General features: G+C 46.3%; 14 protein-coding genes. 5 read left to right on the top strand and 9 right to left on the bottom strand.

All coding sequences use genetic code 11. From position 1 onward, the window contains the following. Nucleotides 1-240: 240 nt before the first annotated feature. The 5 genes from recO (at nucleotide 241) to QUB33_RS04000 (ending at nucleotide 5,720) form a co-directional block, all read left to right on the top strand. Nucleotides 241-1,116 (top strand): DNA repair protein RecO, encoded by an 876-nt coding sequence (recO, locus tag QUB33_RS04020; RefSeq protein WP_333347575.1) that lies wholly within the window; start codon nucleotides 241-243, stop codon nucleotides 1,114-1,116. Between the two features lie 231 nt (nucleotides 1,117-1,347). Beyond that, nucleotides 1,348-2,919, top strand: a complete 1,572-nt coding sequence (locus QUB33_RS04015; RefSeq protein WP_333347572.1) for an MFS transporter — start codon at nucleotides 1,348-1,350, stop codon at nucleotides 2,917-2,919. Nucleotides 2,920-2,945: 26 nt separating this feature from the next. Further along, nucleotides 2,946-4,172 (top strand): glycosyltransferase family 4 protein, encoded by a 1,227-nt coding sequence (locus QUB33_RS04010; protein ID WP_333347569.1) that lies wholly within the window; start codon nucleotides 2,946-2,948, stop codon nucleotides 4,170-4,172. Between the two features lie 90 nt (nucleotides 4,173-4,262). Next, the gene (locus tag QUB33_RS04005; protein WP_333347566.1) at nucleotides 4,263-4,691 is read left to right on the top strand and encodes an NUDIX hydrolase; all 429 of its coding nucleotides are present in this window, start codon (nucleotides 4,263-4,265) and stop codon (nucleotides 4,689-4,691) included. Nucleotides 4,692-4,802: 111 nt separating this feature from the next. Continuing rightward, complete coding sequence (locus QUB33_RS04000) at nucleotides 4,803-5,720, top strand: NAD(P)H-dependent glycerol-3-phosphate dehydrogenase (RefSeq protein WP_333347564.1); 918 nt, start codon at nucleotides 4,803-4,805, stop codon at nucleotides 5,718-5,720. A 259-nt stretch (nucleotides 5,721-5,979) separates the two neighbouring features. Here the strand turns inward: QUB33_RS04000 and QUB33_RS03995 are convergent, their stop codons facing one another. From QUB33_RS03995 to QUB33_RS03955, 9 genes are all read right to left on the bottom strand, one after another. Next, on the bottom strand, nucleotides 5,980-6,240 hold the full coding sequence (locus QUB33_RS03995) for a hypothetical protein (protein WP_333142165.1): 261 nt from the start codon (nucleotides 6,238-6,240) through the stop codon (nucleotides 5,980-5,982). A gap of 52 nt (nucleotides 6,241-6,292) precedes the next feature. Then, nucleotides 6,293-6,598, bottom strand: a complete 306-nt coding sequence (locus QUB33_RS03990) for a small RNA NsiR4-regulated ssr1528 family protein (RefSeq protein ID WP_006635311.1) — start codon at nucleotides 6,596-6,598, stop codon at nucleotides 6,293-6,295. 153 nt (nucleotides 6,599-6,751) lie between these two features. After that, nucleotides 6,752-9,892, bottom strand: coding sequence for an SNF2-related protein (locus QUB33_RS03985; protein WP_333347559.1), 3,141 nt, complete (start codon nucleotides 9,890-9,892; stop codon nucleotides 6,752-6,754). Nucleotides 9,893-9,974: 82 nt separating this feature from the next. After that, nucleotides 9,975-10,145, bottom strand: a complete 171-nt coding sequence (locus tag QUB33_RS03980; RefSeq protein WP_333347555.1) for a hypothetical protein — start codon at nucleotides 10,143-10,145, stop codon at nucleotides 9,975-9,977. A gap of 167 nt (nucleotides 10,146-10,312) precedes the next feature. After that, nucleotides 10,313-13,087 carry a DUF1156 domain-containing protein gene (locus QUB33_RS03975; protein WP_333347553.1) on the bottom strand — a complete coding sequence of 925 codons (2,775 nt, stop codon included), beginning with the start codon at nucleotides 13,085-13,087 and terminating at the stop codon, nucleotides 10,313-10,315. 244 nt (nucleotides 13,088-13,331) lie between these two features. Continuing rightward, a complete protein-coding gene (locus QUB33_RS03970; protein WP_333347551.1) occupies nucleotides 13,332-13,715 on the bottom strand; it encodes a hypothetical protein in 384 nt (127 codons plus the stop codon). Between the two features lie 4 nt (nucleotides 13,716-13,719). Continuing rightward, the gene (locus QUB33_RS03965; protein WP_333347548.1) at nucleotides 13,720-14,148 is read right to left on the bottom strand and encodes a DUF7680 family protein; all 429 of its coding nucleotides are present in this window, start codon (nucleotides 14,146-14,148) and stop codon (nucleotides 13,720-13,722) included. 218 nt (nucleotides 14,149-14,366) lie between these two features. Then, on the bottom strand, nucleotides 14,367-17,594 hold the full coding sequence (locus tag QUB33_RS03960) for a DUF499 domain-containing protein (RefSeq protein ID WP_333347545.1): 3,228 nt from the start codon (nucleotides 17,592-17,594) through the stop codon (nucleotides 14,367-14,369). A gap of 1 nt (nucleotide 17,595) precedes the next feature. Then, entirely contained in the window at nucleotides 17,596-18,570 is a 975-nt protein-coding gene (locus QUB33_RS03955) for a threo-3-hydroxy-L-aspartate ammonia-lyase (RefSeq protein ID WP_333347542.1), read from the bottom strand. Between the last annotated feature and the right edge of the window lie 367 nt (nucleotides 18,571-18,937).

The following is an 18,937-nucleotide window of genomic DNA, read 5'->3' as shown; positions in this document are numbered from 1 at the left end:
AGTGATTAGCAATGGCTAATTGGTAATGGCTCATTGGGAATTGGTTCGCCCTTACGCACCCTACAACTAAAAGTTCTGCCTATTGGACTGTTTTTGCTACTGTCTAATAACAATACTTCGGACAGTTTTTGATTGCCAACGGCAGAATGACTCTTCCAGGTCTATCTACCAACGAGGACAATGAAACTGTCGGAAGTAATGTAGTAAATCTAAAATCTAAAATCTAAAATCTAAAATCGAGTGACTCGAACTTACAAAGCAACTGGAATCAATCTCAAGAGTGCGCCCATCGGCGAATCCGATCGAGTGCTGACAATTTTGACGCGGGAATTCGGCTTAATTCGAGCCGTAGCACCGGGTGTTCGCAAACACAGATCGACCATTGGCGGTAGAAGCGAATTATTTGTTGTCAACGAATTGCTAATTGCCCAAGGCCGATCGCTCGACAAAATTACCCAAGCCAACACCGTAGAATCCCATCCGGGTTTGAGCCGCAATCTCGGGAAACTCGCAGCCGCGCAATATCTGGCCGAATTGGCGATCGCCAGCGCCCTTTCCGACGAGCCCCAAGAAGAACTCTTTTGGTTGCTGGGCGAACATTTGAGCCGTTTGGAGCGTTTGTCCGATCGCACAGAAATCCAATCCGCCGCCGTGCTTGTCGCCCACCTCACCCACGGCATTTTTCACCTGCTAGCCTTAGCCGGCCTCGCACCCCAAGTCCAAGTTTGCTGCGCCACCAGACACCCGCTCATCCCAAATTTCACCGATCCGAACTGGCAAACCGGGTTTAGTATACCCTCTGGGGGAACCTTCAGCTTGTCCGAGCTAGCTAACCTAGAGGCAGAACTCTCTTTAGAAACCGGTAGCTTGTCCAGATCCGCCTCCCGTTCCCGGCAAACGAATGGCAGCAAACACTTGACAAATTTCCATATAAATGCTAAGGAATTAGCAGCGCTGCAAGAGTTGGCTAGTCCAGAACTAGGAGAGGGGATTGCCGATCGAACAACTTGGGTATCAGTAGAAAATATTTTGCGACAATATGCCCAGTATCATTTAGGTTGCACGATTAGATCGGGAAGCTCGATCGATACCTACTTAGAGAGTTTTGAGTTTTAAATTTTGAGTGTTTAGTTAAATAAGCGAACGGGTGATGGTACATCGCACCCCCAGCCTGCGGGATACCCGAACCTGCCGGCCATTTCAGGTAAATTCTCAAGGTTGTTGCGACATCAGATAATAGATAGAGATAAAGTTACGAGATTATTAATAAACTTAGGGGTTAACCCCTCAATTTGAAATTTCCATCCCCCCAACCTCCACCATCCCAGGCAAGCCACCCCAAATCCTATGATGCGACTGTCCGATTCTGATTTGACAATATCTGTTTTAGCTGTGACCCATCACAAAATGGAAGAACGAGAAAATTTTCCCGATTTTCGCTCTGAACCCGCCTTGGCCGATCGACAATGGAGCAACGTCCAAGACCCAGAAATGGATAAATATCCCACAACTCCCGAAACAGAGTCAAGCAACGGCAAAAGCCAAGAACCCGAAGCAATCCCACCGCTGGCAACAGCAGGCGCAGCAGCAGAACTCTCCGAAGCAGTAGCCGAAACTCCCGAAAAAGAAACTGGATTTCTGCCAGTTCTGAAAAACCGAAATTTTCTAGCTTTGTGGAGTGGGCAAGTTTTTTCCCAACTAGCAGATAAAGTTTATCTCGTACTGACGATCGCCCTCGTAGCCAGCCGCTTTCAAGCGCCAGATCAAACCATCAGCAGGTGGGTATCAGCAATCATGATCGCCTTTACCATTCCCGCAGTGCTGTTCGGGGCGGCAGCAGGCGTGTATGTCGATCGCTGGTCGAAAAAAGCAGTGCTCGTAGCCACAAACCTGCTGCGGGGAGGCTTTGTTTTAACATTGCCCGTACTGCTGTGGCTCTCTGACGGGTGGGAACTCGGCCAACTGCCGCTCGGATTCTGCTTGCTGCTGCTAGTAACATTCCTCGTTTCGACCCTAACTCAATTTTTCGCCCCAGCAGAACAGTCAGTGATTCCCCTAATTGTGGAACGCCGCCACCTGCTATCGGCAAACTCCCTCTACACCACAACCATGATGGGTTCGGTGATTATTGGCTTTGCAGTCGGAGAACCCTTACTCGCTTTAGCCGACACCCTATTTTCCAACATCGGCGGCGGACTCGGCATCGGCAAAGAATTAGTAGTAGGCGGAAGTTACGCCTTCGCTGGAGTGCTATTGCTGTCGATGAAAACAGGCGAAAAAAACGATGCCGAACACGAACCGCCACACCCCTTAGCAGATTTGAAAGACGGCCTGCGTTACATCAACGATCAACCGAAAGTCCGCAATGCTTTAATTCAACTAATTATTCTCTTTTCCATTTTTGCAGCCTTGGCAGTTCTAGCGGTGCGGCTGGCAGAAATCCTCCCCGGTATGAAAGCGTCGCAATTTGGCTTTTTGCTGGCTGCGGTGGGCGTCGGCATGGCTGGTGGGGCGGCGACAGTCGGCTATCTCGGCCACAAATTTTCTCACACCCAACTGAGTTTAATCGGATCGATCGGCATGGCAGTTGCTCTGATGGGCCTTTCTGCATTTACACACCATTTGTGGCTCTCGGTGCTGTTCATTACCCTGTTGGGTTTATTTGCCTCATTGGTGGGAGTGCCGATGCAGACAACAATTCAAGCAGAAACCCCAGAAGAAATGCGGGGAAAAGTCTTCGGGCTGCAAAACAATGCCACTAATATCGCTTTGAGTTTACCCTTGGCTTTGGCCGGGGTAGCCGAAACATTTCTGGGTTTACCGACAGTATTTTTGGCTTTAGCAGGATTAGCGATCGCTGGCGGTGTCTTAACCTGGTATATTTCCCGTAGCAGTAATAGCAAAGTCGATCGAAGCTAAAAAATAACAAACCTTGATTTACTCGAATGCACATCGCTTGGCTAGGAAAAAAATCACCTTTTTGCGGTAACGTCACTTACTCCAGGGAAGTCACCAACGCACTACTAGACCGGGGATACCAGGTCAGTTTCCTGCACTTTGCCCAAGAAGCGGGCCCACTGGACAGGAACACTACGGGGTGGAACATGGCAAATGGTTCATGGGGAAAGGGAATTGCTCAAACCTCATATACCAATTCGCTTTCGCCCGCTAGTTGCAACGAAGTCTCTTTGCCCTGTCACTACAAATCGCAAATTTATACGATTCCCACTCTCAAGTCCCGCACAGTGCTGATGAAATCTCTGCGGCGGCTGAAACCCGATGTTGTTCACGCTTCCCTGACGCTTTCGCCTCTAGACTTTCTGTTGCCGGAAATTTGTCAAGAATTGAATTTGCCTCTGGTGGCGACTTTTCACCCGCCGTTCGATCGCAAATTGCGGAATTTGACATCGGGAACCCAACACCTGATGTATCAACTTTACGCTCCGTTTCTGGCTAACTACGACTCGACGATCGTATTTTCTTACATTCAGCGAGATATTTTGGTGCGCTTGGGAGTGCCGGAAGAACGGGTAGCCGTGATTCCCAACGGAGTAGACGCGGTGAAGTATTCGCCCGGGCCTTCGGGGTTGAAGTCGCGATTAAAAGCCGATCGAATTTTTGTTTACCAAGGCCGCATTGCCCCGGAGAAAAATGTCGAGGCGCTGCTCAAGGCATGGAAACAGTGCAATTTTGGCCGGGGGAACGTGTTGGCGATCGTAGGCGACGGGCCCCTAGCCGCCTCGCTGCAACTGTCTTACGGCGAAGAGGAGGGCATTGTGTGGCTCGGATTTGTCGCCGAGGAGGAACGCCGGATCGAAATTCTCCGGGGTGCAGACGTATTTATTTTGCCTTCTTTGGTGGAGGGACTGTCCCTGTCACTGCTGGAAGCGATGGCCTGCGGTTTAGCTTGTTTGGCAACCGATGCCGGTGCTGACGGCGAGGCCTTGGAGGAAGGCGCGGGGATTGTTTTGAACACTCAGCGGGTGCGGAGTCAATTGCAAACCTTGCTGCCGCTGTTTTGTGACCATCCTGAGTTCGGAGCCCTGCTTGGTCAAAAAGCACGCCAACGGGCGATGGAGCGATACACTCTCAGTCAGAATATTACTGAGTTGGAAAAGCTTTATGCAGAGGTTTTGCAAAAGCAGCGCGTACTGATTCGCGGTTTAGCATGATTCAGCAGGAAGAAGGAACTCCGAACCAGTTGAAATTAATCCGTGTATCCGTGTCAAAATCCGTGTCGTGCCTTCCTTCTTCCTTCGCATATGACTTATAGAAATCCCGCTCCTACTGTTGATATTATCATCGAATTAGCCGATCGCCCCCATCGCCCGATCATACTCATCGAACGCCGCAATATTCCCTACGGCTGGGCAATTCCCGGCGGCTTTGTTGATTACGGGGAATCGGTAGAAACGGCGGCAAAACGCGAAGCTTTAGAAGAAACGAGCTTGAATGTAGAATTAATCGAGCAATTTTACGTTTATTCTGATCCCAATCGCGACGCCCGCAAACACACTATTAGTATTGTATTCTTGGCTTCTGCAACGGGCGAACCTCAAGCCGCCGACGATGCTAAAAATTTACAATTTTTTGAACCTTGGCAGATTCCTCGTGAATTGTGTTTCGATCACGATCGCATTTTACGAGATTATTGGCGTTACCGTCATTATGGATTGCGTCCGCATTTGTAGGCTGATGATTTTTTAACCGCAGATGCACGCGGATTAACGCAGATTGATTGCTATGATTTATCTGTGATTTATCTGTGTTAATCTGCGGTTAAATTCATAAAACTAAATTCTATGCCAAGCTTGACAATATTAGGCGGAGGTGCTTGGGGTTCGGCACTGGCAAATCTGGGAGACAAAAAAGGCGATCAAGTTAATTTGTGGTCGCGCAGCAGTTCTGTTAATCTAGAATCAGTTATAACAGGTGCGGATGTTGTTGTTTCCGCAGTTTCCATGAAAGGGGTGGGAGCAACTGTCGATCGACTTTTGGCTTTACAGTTAAGCCCCAGTACAATTATAGTTACTGTCACCAAAGGTTTAGACCCCGCCACTACGCGCACTCCATCTCAAATTTGGCAAAATGCGTTTCCTAACAATTCAATAGTGGTACTTTCCGGCCCAAATCTTTCGGAAGAAATTCAGCAGGGCTTGCCGGCCGCTACGGTTGCAGCGAGTTTGGATTTAGCGGCGGCCAAGCAAGTGCAAAATATTTACAGTTCCGATATTTTTCGGGTTTATGTGAATGAAGACCCGCTGGGAACTGAGTTAGGTGGAACTTTGAAAAATGTATTCGCGATCGCCGCTGGTGTTTGCGACGGTTTACAATTAGGAACTAATGCTAAATCTGCTTTGCTGACTCGCGCTTTGCCGGAAATGATTCGGGTGGGAGTTCGTTTGGGAGCTCGCGCAGAAACTTTTTACGGTTTGTCTGGTTTGGGAGATTTGCTCGCTACTTGCAACAGTCCTTTATCGCGCAATTATCGGGTTGGTTTCGGATTGGCTGAAGGCAAATCTTTAGAGCAAATTTTGCACGAATTGCAGAGCACGGCTGAGGGAGTCAATACTACTAATGTGTTGATTGATTTGGCTAATCAACGCGGCATTGAAGTGCCTGTTTCTCGTCAAGTTTATCGCTTATTAAATGGTGAAATTACTGCCGAACACGCCGTTTTATCCTTGATGGAACGAGCTTTGAAACCGGAGATTTTATAACCTGTACAACTAGATAGGTAAGGACTTAAGCAAAGCCTAAGTCCCTACCCGTAGCTGAAGTTTCAAGAAGTGGTGTCACCAGTTGCTAGTTATGAATTAAGAGTTGTAAGCGACATTGGTTGAGCGGGCAAATTGATGTTTTGAGCGCTCGGTAGAGAGAGTTTAAGGAATTGAAGATGAGTCGTGCATCCAAAACTCTTTAACTCATAGCTGCTACTTAACTCATCACTCATAACTTGCAGAGCGAGTTGCACCAGCTTTACATCTTGCCGTGCTGCATTACCTGTTGAAGGTGCTGCCGAATTTCCTGCGCGTGCTCCATGTCAGCTTGCTGCAATTTTTGAAACAGTTCAGCACAAGGCTGAGAACCGGTTTCCTGAGCATCTTTCATGTAAGTATCGTAGGCTTTCAAAGCTTCAGACTTGTTTTGCAAAACTGTTAACAAATCATACTCGAGGTTGCTGATGACGCTATTTCCGTTAGTGCTCATAAACTGACCTTCTGCTAGGATTTGTTCCAAGTTTCACCGATCCGGGGATGACTGTTCATCTATCTAGAAGCGTAGATAATTTTTACTTTCCACCGTAATAAAACGCAACTTCTTTATCTTTCAGTGGTGCGAAGTCAGCAGCAACTAGCATTTTATCGAGCTCGTTTTGAGGCAGATGTTTGACACCGATTCGGACAATGCGCGATCGCATTGTATTTGACACGCCACTGCGCTGTCTGCCGGCTTCTAATCCCATCACTTGCTTGTAGAGGTCTAATTTTGCTTGCGGAATCGGAGTACCGTCAAAGTCGATTCCCGAGGCGATCGCAACATCGATCGCATCTGCACCAGTTGTAGATTGAGCCGCTGAGTTTGTTTCTGAAGACATTGTGCAAATTAAAGAAAAAGGACGATCGTCATAAAAAGTAGTTTAGTCCTAAAAGTGCCCTAGTTGAGCACCAAACTCTAGTACAGCTCAAAATAACGTAAACTCGTGAAACAAGCTAAACAGTCCGCCCCAGAGTGTTCGATTAGTGTTCGATTAAGGACTGTTTGGCACAAGGGCGATCGCATTGAGCATTTCTTCAAACAACGGATTGCCAAAACTCATCAATTGCAGTGAAGCATTTTCGTCAAAGATATCCGGGTAAAATGTTACAGCATAATCGCGACTTTTATAGTTAAGATGCCAAGTGCGATTTTCCGAGCGATCAAAGATAGCCCCCATCTGCTTTAAAATCAAAGAATTGACAAACAAATTTTCGATTGTTTCAGGAAACAGAGAAGTCGGCGGCAGAGGTTGACGGATTTCTTGCAAGTCTGATTCTACATCCATCTCTACCATTTCATCGAGGGCAGGGCCGCGAGGCGGCGCGTCTAAAATTCGATCGAACTCTCCCAACAAAACGCCCTCTTCTTCGGGATCTGCACTCATGACAGCCTGTTCGATAAAAGTGGGAACTGTTGCCAGAATCGGTTGCAAATTGCCGACTACGGTTTGAAAAGCATCGATGCGATCGCGCAATTTCTTGTAAACCTTCGCCTCAACTGTTCCGTCATAGTAAAAATTGTGTATTCTGACGGTATCATAAATCTGCCCGATGCGATCGAGTCTGCCGATACGTTGTTCGACTCGCATGGGATTCCAAGGCATATCGTAGTTAATTAAAACGCCGCAAGTTTGCAAATTTAGCCCTTCTGATGCGGATTCGGTACAAAGTAAAATTTTGATGATTCCTTCTCGGAATTTGGTTTTGATTTGTTCTTTCGGAAAAATTCGCCATTGACCATTTTGATACAATTCTCCGCCGCGCCCGGAATAGCAAGCAATCTGAGCACCATATAATTGTTGTAAAGCGCTGCGGATATAATCCATTGTGTCGGTGTACTGCGTGAAGACGATCGCACTTTCGCGCTGGATTAGTTCTTGACGCAAAATTGTGATAAAATGCGAAAGCTTGCTATCTTCGCCTGTATTCTCGAACTTATAAAGTAAATCTTCTAAATATTTAATTTCTTCAGGATCGGCTGGTTCAAAATAAGATTCCATTCCTTCCAAAATCACATCATCCGCCTCATCTAAATCCTGAAAATCATCCTCAGTAATGCTAATTCCATCGAGGCGGCGCTGTAAGGATTCGCGGATGGCATAAAACGAACTTGTCAGGCGTTTGCGGTAAAGAGTCATCAAAAAACCTAACGCTTTGCGGTTGTCTTTTTGCGCTAGATTGTAAAAGTGGCGCACGTAATTGCTGACGGCGAGATAAAGCGGCACTTCTCGGTTATTTTCTAAAGTAATCGCATTGTCTGTGACTGCGCGGTGGGGAATATCGCGATCCAACAATCCCCGCTGATAGTATTGGCGCAAGGTGTCGCGGGTGTGGCGGAACATCAAATCTTTGAGGGGAGTATTAACTGTCAAATATTGGCGGGAAGCGGCGATAAAATCCGTGTCTTCAGCAACTTGTTTTGGGTTGACTCGCTGGTTTTTTTCCCAGACATCGCGCAACTTATAATATAGTAGCCGATCGCTCTTTTGGAGATATTGCTGCAACCGAGCACAGGGCGAACCCCCTTGCTGGAAGTAATCCACAGACATCAGTTGCCAAAAATTCAAGGTTTGGCGATCGGGTTTGTCGGACAGCGTGCTAAAATAATTGCAGAAATACTCACCATAAGACCAATGTCCTCGCAGTCCGAGAAGGTCCAATAAATCGAAAACTTCGATCGCATCAATCTGCATCGGCGTGGCGGATAATAATAACAGCGATCGGCTTTTTTCTTTCAATTGCTGCATTAACTGTAACAACCGATTCGGAGTTTCCTTGCGGTTTTGCGGGCTTTGGCGGCGGGCGTGATGCGCTTCATCCAGAATCACCAAATCCCACGGTTGCGCGTCTAAAAGCTGTTTTGTGCGATCGCTCCGACGGACTAAATGAGATGATGCTAAAATTAGATTTTGGGAATTCCAAATATTCTCTTCCCCTGACAGGCTCCTCTCCCCATACGCATTTTTTAATTCACCTTTGCTATAACTCCAAAAGTGCAGATTAAATTTTTCGCGTAATTCTTCGTGCCATTGCGGCTGAATGCTGGCTGGTGCTAAAATTAACACGCGCTTAACTTTTTGGCTGACGAGTAAGTAACGCAGAATTAACCCAGTTTCGATGGTTTTTCCCAATCCGACTTCATCCGCAATTAAGAAACTTTTCGGAAAATTTGCCGCCACTCTACGCAATATCTTAATCTGATGCGGCCAAGGTGCGATCGGAATTGATTTTAAACAATAATCGAGACAAGTTGGTGAAGCGTACAAGTTGAGAAGCGGTTCAAATTTAGCAGAATCTTGAGATAGTTCAGCATTCCCAATAACTCCTCCTAACTCCTGACTCCTGAATTCTGACTCCTTCCCTCCTGACTCCTGACTCCTGACTCCTTCCCTCCTGAATTCTGACTCCCGATTCCACACAGGTTTACTGCTGGGCGCGTAGTTTAACAGCTTATTTTTCACCGCTTCCGGCACTTCAAAAACGCGCACATTCGGCGATAAATTGTTCCATAACTGTTCAAACCGAAAAATCTCTTCAGAAACTCGTTCTGCATCTCGGCCGCCTTCCCAAGCACAATAAACGTGGAAAGATTCAACGTTGCTTTCCCAACCGCTGAGAGATTCGTTATTGGAACCGCTAAAGGCTAATTGTGCGCCGTTACAGTCGGTGAAAATGCCGACTTTTTCGTGAAAAATATGCTGGCGATCGAGTAAACTTTCAGAATCTATTGGTAACCCGTTAGATTTGAGGGGGACGGCGATTTTAATATCGAGATAACTGTTTTGAATCAGCCAACTGAGGATTTCAAAATGTTTGAGTTGGGCGAAGGTTTTGGGCGGCTGTAAATCGGTATCGAGGCGGATGGTAACTGCATCTCGGAGGGCGTAACCTTGTTGGATAGCTTGCAAGTCTTGCGGGCTGAATTGACAGCCCATGATTAACCGCATCCGCCCTTGATTGTGCAGCATGGCGCCCAATCCCTGCGCTACTTTACTGAGGATGGCGCTGTTGAAAAAGCCGGATTTGCGATCGTACTGTAGGGCACATTCTAGCGCGGGAATGTAGAAATCGGCGATCGGGTTATTTTCGTTGCTAGAATAACTAATCCGCCAGGGATAATCTGTTAAATTCATGTTATTATTTATTCTTTAAGGTTCGTAGTTGCGCTTCAGCGCCGGCCGGATCATAGCGTGGGCAACTACAAACTTATTTTAATCACGACTTAGGCAAAGGTGGAATCTCATCAGCAGAAAGTGTCACCACTTTTCCATCTTGCCAAATACTAATTGATTGTCCGAGTCGGCGGTGTTTCTCGATCGCCTGTGCGATCGCCTTTTTAACACCAGCATCGATTCGATCGGACAATTTTTGATTTGTTTGAGTCATCGGATTAATCCTCCTGAGTAATTGTTATTAGTAATTTCTTATGGGTTATTGGTTATGTCCCACCATCCTCGATCCCCCTAAATCCCCCTTAAGAAGGGGGACTTTGAATTAAACTCTTGTCCCCCCCTTCTTAAGGGGGGCTAGGGGGGATCTCTTCTCTCATTCTTTCAACCACCTACATTCAAATCTAAACTCAACTGTCCCTCAAACTGAATTTCCATCTGTTGATAAACAACCTTGGCCTTAATCTCATCCATCGCCAACCACAAATCTAACAAAGCCTTCTCCTCCGGGATGCGTTTCTTCTCATCCCCAATACGCGGAATCACTTTCAGCGCCACTTCTATCGCCCGCATGAAATTATCGTTATCAGTCAAAGCCGTTTTTTTCATAAACTCGCGGACGATTTGAATATCTCCGTCCTCCTGATACAAACCGATAATCGCGTGCAATCCATCGACTAAATAGGTAATCGTAAAATCTTGCGGATTGACCGAAAAAGCTCCTTTTTTCAGCCGCTGTTTCGGTGTCAAAAATTTGCAAGTGCCGCTAGTGGAGTCAATTAATTTGTAGACTTTTGCTAAATCAACGACGTTGAAACCGCCGACGGCGAGGGCGAGTTGTCGCGCTTCATCGAAGGGGAACTCGACAGCGCCAAAGGCATCCCAGGCGAGGAAATACCATTGAGTCAGGGCGTCAAATCCGGCGGTATCGGTTTGTGCAAGTTTGCGGAAGCGATAGTTTGCTATGGCTTTTCTGGCTTCAGCAAAAGCAACTTCCGGGCGCACTTCTTCGCCGCTGCTGTCGAGGATGGGATAGGAACGGCTGAACACATTTAAAGCCGGGCCAAAGGCGCTTAAATAAAGGTTGATTCCTTTGATTTTGTTGGCTTCAAATTCTGGGGCGCGTTGTTCGACGAGATTGGCGACTTCCGGGCGCAAATCATCCCACCAAGCTTGGGCGGCGTTAGGATCACGTTTGCGACAGACGAGGAGCACTGTACTAGAAACCGAGTTTTTATGCGCTTGGTGCAAGTTTTGCGGGTTTTCGGTACTGACGGCCCAGGATGCGGTAATCTCGAAACCGGCATCGATGAGGGATTTTGTGAGCACGTCCCACGCGCCGGATTCTTTGTGGTTGAATTGGACTGTCATCACGCCGTCATCGCGCAAAACTCGGTAATATTCGCTAAAAGCTAGGGCCATTTTTGCTTCGTAATCTTGTTTAGCGAGTTCGTCGGGGGATGTACCCATGTTGCGGAAGCGCGACGGGTTGGCTACCGCTTCTCTATCTCTCTCGCAAATTTCATTAACAAATAGTTCGGGAAAAATATCGCCTAAAGTTCGTTTTTGGAAGACATAAAAAAAGTCGGCTAAATCTGCATAAGGAACGGTTCCATAATAAGGCGGGTCGGTGACAATGGCATCGACCGATTTGTCGGGAATGTGGTAAAGGCTATCGGCGGATGCGGAATCGATTTGGATGCTTTTTGGGTCGTATTGTTCGATTCCTGGGAGACCGATTGAGTTGGGTTTTGTGCCGAACAAAGCACAAAGGTTAGGATAATCCGATAAAACTTTTTCAGCACACCAATGCCATAGCCGAATACTTCCATTAACTTCTGGATAATTCCAAATTAAATTTAATGCGTGTTGACCAGACGCTCCTTCAATTTTAGGCCCCATTGTATTGACATGAGCTAATTTACAATTTACATCAACACATCTATCTAATACTAAAGCTAAATAAGTAATAATCGCCTCTACTTTCTCGGATTCGTAATCAGCCTGTAGCAGCGTCTTAGCTTCGTTAATAATTTCTATATAAGTAACAAGTGTTAGCAACTGACGAGGATTAAAGAGTTGAAACCATTGCTGACAATAGTTAAGGATTTGACCGTGATCGTTGATAATATATTCGAGAGGTATTAAATTTTTTATTTGCAACTCATCGGAGTTATTTGTTAAATATTGTTTGCTTAAATCCCATGCTTGCAAATCAATTTTTTCGGGAATTCTAAATTCTAAACTTCCTTTACCTTTTTTATAAGCGACTGCATACAACTGATGTTCTAAAAGTCCTGAGTTAACTTGATTCTTTATAATTTCATCTTCAATTACAGTATCGCAATTCGGACATTTCCCCACACCTCTGCTAATCGTGTTATGAACACTCGGATCGTACTCACCCGCATCCGTTTTAATCGTCGATTCCTTGCCTTTCTTCCCCTTCACTAACTCAAAATCAACCCGCTTCTGTGCCAAGTTAGGAAGGGGTTTCACCGCATACCAATCACTTGTAACTTTTCGGATTTCTCCCTTTCCTGCATAATTACTTGTTTTACTCAACCACCAATTCGGACTCAACGGCACAACCGACTGACAACTCGGACAAACCACCGTATGAGCCCACAAATAATTCTGCACAGTTTCCCCCGGTAAAGATGGGAAAAACTCTGCTAATCTTTTCTCGGCTTCATCCCCCACCCATTTCACCCATTTATCAATATCCTCCTGCAAATCCGGGCCAAATTTCAGCGGATATTCCATCGCCGCCTTCATCGTCACCACCGCCACCGAATTGAGATCCGACGCCAACACATTCAACCCGTACCGCGCCGCCTCAAACGGAATGCTTCCCCCACCCGCAAACGCATCTAAAATCGTCGGCGTGCGATTCCCCCACACTTTCTCACAATAGTCATGAACCTTTTTAATTCGCACCGAAGACGGGGGAGTTTTGTAGAGTTTAATTTCCTTCCCCGGTTCCAATCCCAGCAAATATTCAAACTCTTCTAAAGAGATATCTGCGGGTAAAATCGACCCCAACACCGAAGCGCGAGAAAACGATAAAGGTTTGCGCGAATACCAGCGATGCAATCCTTTAAATGGATTGCCGCCGTGTTCGTAATAAACCTGCTCGTTGAGCAGATTTACGGGCATGATTTTCTCGATGAAGAGGTGAGGGCGCATGATTGGTTGGTTGTTGGTTATTTGTTATTTGTGAAGTACCACCATCTTCGATCCCCCTAAATCCCCCTTAATAAGGGGGACTTTGACTTGAAATCTTGTCCCCCCCTTATTAAGGGGGGCTAGGGGGATCTCCGGGTTGTGGCTGCTAGCCAGCCCCTAAAAGGATTAATTCCAAACTGCAATGTGCATTGGTATTATCCCCAAAATTTATAGATTAATCTTCAAATACCTCTGCTTTTTCAATGATAAACCATTCGTGGTACAATACTGCTAAGAAAAACTCTTCTCCTTTTGGGCGATCGCACACAGCCATATATCCCGATACAAACATATCATCATCAAAAGTTGTATCCTTAAGAAACAGAGTCAGCGAGTTGCCATCCGCACTCCAAATTGTCCGCAAAATCGTGATATTTTGGTGACGAGATGCTTCAACGGGCAATAACACCCACCGCCCCTCAATCTCGATAAATTCTGGTTCGCGGTATCTAAACTCCGACTCCCATCTTGCGGGCCCTTCGTGCTTCTCAATAATTCGATCCCACCGCACTGTTTTAATCTTAGCTAAAGTTTCATTAGACAAATTAGCAACTTTCATCAGATTAATCTCCCAATAAAATTCGCAAAGCTTTCAAAGCATTTGAACGATTGCCATTGGCAATTTTACCAAACCAATAATGTGCCTCTTCATTACTCATCGCCATAATTCCCTCGGCAATATTCGCAATTCGTTCGGTTTTCGATAGCGGTTGCAGCGATTGAAATAAAATCGCCAAACTCACCCCCGATTCTTCTGATAATATATAAGGAGTTTGTCGCTGCTGAGATAAAGTTCTAGGGTCGTAATTATTCGCTTTGAGAGTTGCATAAATTGTTTGTCTGGCTAAAACCAGAGCATTTCCTTTGAGTCGCCCCAATTTTTTAGCAGCAGGACGTTTTTTCTCTCCTGCTTTCTTGTAAGCACATTGGTAGAGTTCCAAGGCGAAGTTGTTATTATCTATCGGTAAAACTCGTAATTGAAATTCTTGCATAAAATAATCTAAATTATAGCATATTTCCGGTTTTTAGGGGCGTGCCACTGCTTATTGATGTCAACTTAAGTTCAAAGGTAGTTACAGATTGTTGGTAATAGAATTAAACTTAGATCCCCCCTAGCCCCCCTTAAGAAGGGGGGGACAAGAGTCTTCTCAAAGTCCCCCTTCTTAAGGGGGATTTAGGGGGATCTAGACTCAGATAAATACGAACTGTTTCAATATACTACTCTTGCCGTTAAATTTAAACGCTCTACTGGATTGCGATCGAGCGTTTGTTTTATACTATTAATATCCGAAGCATTTGCTGGCAAAGCTGGCTTGAATTCTAAGGTAATTTTCAAACTAACCTCTGCTTGCGCGTCGGGACTGTTCAACAAACTGTTGATAGTCGAGAAAAAGCTCTGAAATCCCCGCAACGCCCCTTGATATTCCAACCGCACAAATTGGTCGCCGGTTTGAATGGTTGCGGTTTGGTCGATTTGCGGTTGCCACCGCTGTAATAGGGCAATTGCCGTTCCCAATTTACGATAATCCATTACTTGATCCACAGACAATTCTAGCACTTCGATGCCTTGCACTTTGTAGTCGCTAATGCGATCGCCCAATCCCGTAAATACCGCACTTATCGTGCCGTCAATTTCGATAACCGTCGGTTTCGCCTCCCACAAAGTCCCCGGTAGCGTTTCCACAACATAAGGAGGATTTGTGATCTCTCCCACGGTAGGAACTTGAGGATTTAGATTGACATTGGTTGTTTTTTCTGCTGTCTCACCGTTACCGTAATCGGCCACCACACGAAACATAGTGTTATTAACAATGGTGGCGTCATACTCATCGGAAGGGAAGAAATTTCCCGGCACTAAAGTATTATCTTGATACAAACTAACCGTCAATGCTCCTTTCGCTTTCCACCTCACCCGCACGGGTTTTGCCGCTTCTGCACTGGGCATCAATTGAGCGCTGAGTTCCAGTTCTTTGGGCGCTGGAGGTTCGAGAATGCCGCGCTTGTATAGGGAGGCGCGATCGCTAAATTCGATCGTCTCCGGCAGTGTCAACACGCTATCATCAGTTTTGATAAATAGTCGATCGCCCACCTTCATATCCCAATTGCCCATTTTCAATCCTTCGCGAATCGTCTCCCGCAGCATCGAAACTTCCGCATCGAGGAGAATATTCAAACTCAAATCCTTAGCAAAAGCATCGCGCAGCGCCTTCGTCGTCCAACTATCCAACCCCGCAGGCCACACTTTTTGCAGGATAAAAGCCGGGGCGAAAGGTTTAGCTTCTTCCGCGCGAATCTTGCCGCAATCTTTAAGGGCTTTAAGAATCACATCTTGCTGGTTGTTTTTGCCTTTCACCATACTCGCATCCTGCGCGGTAAGAGTATAGTGCATCAATCCTTTCGGTGCTTTTACTTGGTCATTTGAAGGATAAAATAAATGGCGGTAAGCATTAGTCAAAGATACTCTCACAGCTATATCTTTTGCGCCTTCCCGTTCCTTCAATTGCTTCTGCTGGCTTCCCGATAAATCTGCCAGCCTATTCTGACTTTTGAGAATATTTTGAATAGCTTTATATTCTCTGGCATTGTCGATCGCCGTTTCTAATTCTAGCCGATTTGCCACCAAAAATAACAACCGATTCCGGTAGGTGCGAAACTTCCCCGATTCGCCGCTATTGTTAAAAATTCTCTCGATTAATTCCGGGGCTGCGTCGGTAGAAGCATTCACCGTCGCATCGTCAAAGTCGATCGCGCACAACGCCACATCATCCGGGTTGTCGTCTACATCTCCGGGACTTTCGATATTAGAAACTAAGGTAAAGAATTTCTTGGCAAAAATGCTATCCCGGCGAGTTCGCAAATCATCTTTCGCGCATCCCCTCCCAACTTGTTCCTTCTCCTCGGTGATAATTTTGTTGATCGAAGGTTCTTCTTTAAACCTGGCTAAAGATGTGATCGGATCGGAGTCTAAATACCAAGCTACCTTCGTCAATCTTTCTAAAGCGCGATCGACAAAACCGCTGTCAACCCCCGGAGTCAGCAGCGACAAATTCAACTCAGCCAGCCGAATACCCGAAGAATTTCCCTGAGTCAGAGAATGCAAAAAGATCGATCGGGCTACCCAAGTAGAAAACGGCGGTTTTCCCGCTGCTATCCATTCCCCATCTTGCAATTGTGCGTAAGCCGGCCTACCATCGGGATTGTAGATATCAGCGCCGATCGCATTCCGCAGGGGCGATCGTTGCAACCGAGAAGTCAGATCGTTAGTAATTTCGCCATCCATCCCTATAGGAATGTGATGCGTGTGAATCATCGGCATCCAACCGTCGCGATTTTCCCACAAATGCCGCACCACTTGCGCGAACAATCGCAAAGCGCCCCGCGTCTTCTGGAATTCGGGAATAGAAGCAATTTTTTTAGTAAGAAGATTGAACAATTCCGGGTGAAACGGATAACTTTGGGCGATCGCTTTTGAGTATGACGCATCTTTGCACCCATCGGGCAAATTAACGCGGCAATTGCGATAAGCCGCCAAATATTCCGATGCCGCTTTTTGCGCCGCTTCCTCGCTAACTCTGGCAAACACGCGCTGTTTGACGATGTTGTAAATTTCGATATCTGTAGAAGGACTCAACACCCTTTCTTGTCTTGCAGAAGCGCGCATCGTTTCTTGCAATTCTGCGGTTTCTTCAGCAAAAGTATCTGCTGTCGAGGCGAGGGAATAAACCAATACTAAATTATCGCAGGCTGCCGCCAAATCCATCAGCGAAAATAGAAAAGCTACCACTTGTTTGGCTAAATCGCTTCTGCCAATTTGTTTCGCTTTTGCCGAGCGCAAATACCGCGCAATTTCATCTAAAATAATCACAGTCGGCTGTCCCCCCGTCAACCGTTCTAACACCGAAGTACCGGGGCTGACACCGCTTTTATCGCTGCCTTGCAGTAACTGATAGCCAGAAATCCCGCCAATTTGGTAAGCAATTTCGCCCCACAGAGTGTAGGTTGTCAAGCCGCTGTCCGAGTGATAAACTCCTTGTTCTGGGTCTAAATCTCGACCGTCGATCGCTGCAACGGCGATCGGGCGATCGGGAATAACGCTAATATCTGTAAAGCGTTCCAATCCGTGAATTTCTCGCCCTTGCTTGCAGATATGCCAGAGTGCAATTTCATCGTGAGTTTTGCCGCCCCCAAAACTCGTTTCCAAACGAACCACCCCCGCCCCGGCGCTTTGCTTCATCAAGCGGCTGAAAACTTCCCGGATTAGGGTTTTAATACCATCAGTTGCGAAGGTATTGGCAAAGAATTTATTGGCATCTTGATAAACTTGAGGTGCAGTTCCTTCGACTACCAGCCGCAATTTTGCAGCAAATAAATCTAGAGACAAGTCTCCCGATAAAATCTCATCTCTAGGCACGCAGGTATCAAAGATTAATGGCAGCATCTCACGATCCTTTGGTGTTGAGTAAATGATTAAAATCTACATTTCCGCCGCTAACAATCACGCCAATCCTCGCATTTTCAGCCTGCACCACACCTGACAACAAAGCCGCCGCCGCTAACACTCCTGTCGGTTCAACAACTATCTTCATGCGTTCCCACATAAAAAACATTGTGCTGCGAATTGCCTCTTCGGAAACTGTTGCCATATCATCAACATAATGCAGAACCAAAGGAAAGGTTAATTTCCCCAAAGATGGCGTGCGCGCACCATCAGCAATCGTATCCGGGTTAGTAACAGTTTGCAGCGTTTTCGTGCGGAACGATCGCGCCGCATCGTCTGCTTGCTCGGGTTCTACTCCTATTACTTTACACTGCGGAGACAAAGTTTTTGCCGCGATCGCGCATCCCGACAGCAAACCCCCGCCACCGCAACAAACTAACAGCAAATCCAACTCCCCAACTTCGGCGATTAATTCCAGCGCCGCCGTACCTTGTCCCGCAATCACCCACGCATGATCGTAAGGAGGAATAATTGTCAAGTGCCTTTCTGCGCCAATTTTAGCGGCTAACTCTTCGCGGGAAACTTGAGTGCGATCGTACAAAATAATCTCTGCGCCATAGCCGCGAGTCGCCTCTTGCTTGACTTTGGGCGCATCTGCCGGCATGACAACAGTAGCAGGAATTTCTAGCAACCGTGCCGCAAGGGCGATCGCCTGCGCGTGATTTCCCGAAGAAAAAGTCAGCACTCCCCGTTGTTTTTCGGCTTCAGATAGCTGCATCAAAGCATTGCAAGCACCCCGAAATTTAAACGAACCCGTGCGCTGAAAGTTCTCGCACTTGAAAAATACCTGAGAATTTGTCCGTTTGTTGAAAGTTTCCGAAGTCAGCACCGGCGTCTTGAAAGCTTTGCCCTGCAAGCGCTTTGCCGCCTCCTCCACATCGGCGAAAGTGACTGACAAGGGATTTTGGGCACTCATAGATTTTAGATTTGGGCGATCGAGGACTCTATTTGTAGGGTGGGCATTGCCCGCTTCACTCCTACCATTAAATTATAAATTTGTATCATAAGCTTATTAATAATTATCATTAGCGGTTGCGCTTAATAGTTAAAAAAGCTGTTGACTAAAATCAAAGTTATGACAATTTGCTATCAAAAAGTAAAGGGGCGTTTGTATTGGCACAGGAGAGGGATTAATTAATACAAATTTAACCACAGCGCGATTAATTTTCGGGAAACGGCACGGCGCCGTGTCCTGATTTTGGGTAATACAGCACTTCCGGGTGTTATGAGGTACAATAAGAATAGATTAAAAAATACACCAATGAAAGCATATTCAGTAGATT

It is taken from the genome of Microcoleus sp. B3-A4, from assembly GCF_036705385.1.
Taxonomy (GTDB): Bacteria; Cyanobacteriota; Cyanobacteriia; order Cyanobacteriales; family Microcoleaceae; genus Microcoleus.
The sequence above is the reverse complement of the archived record's forward strand: the minus strand, read 5'-3'. Positions and strand labels throughout refer to the sequence as shown.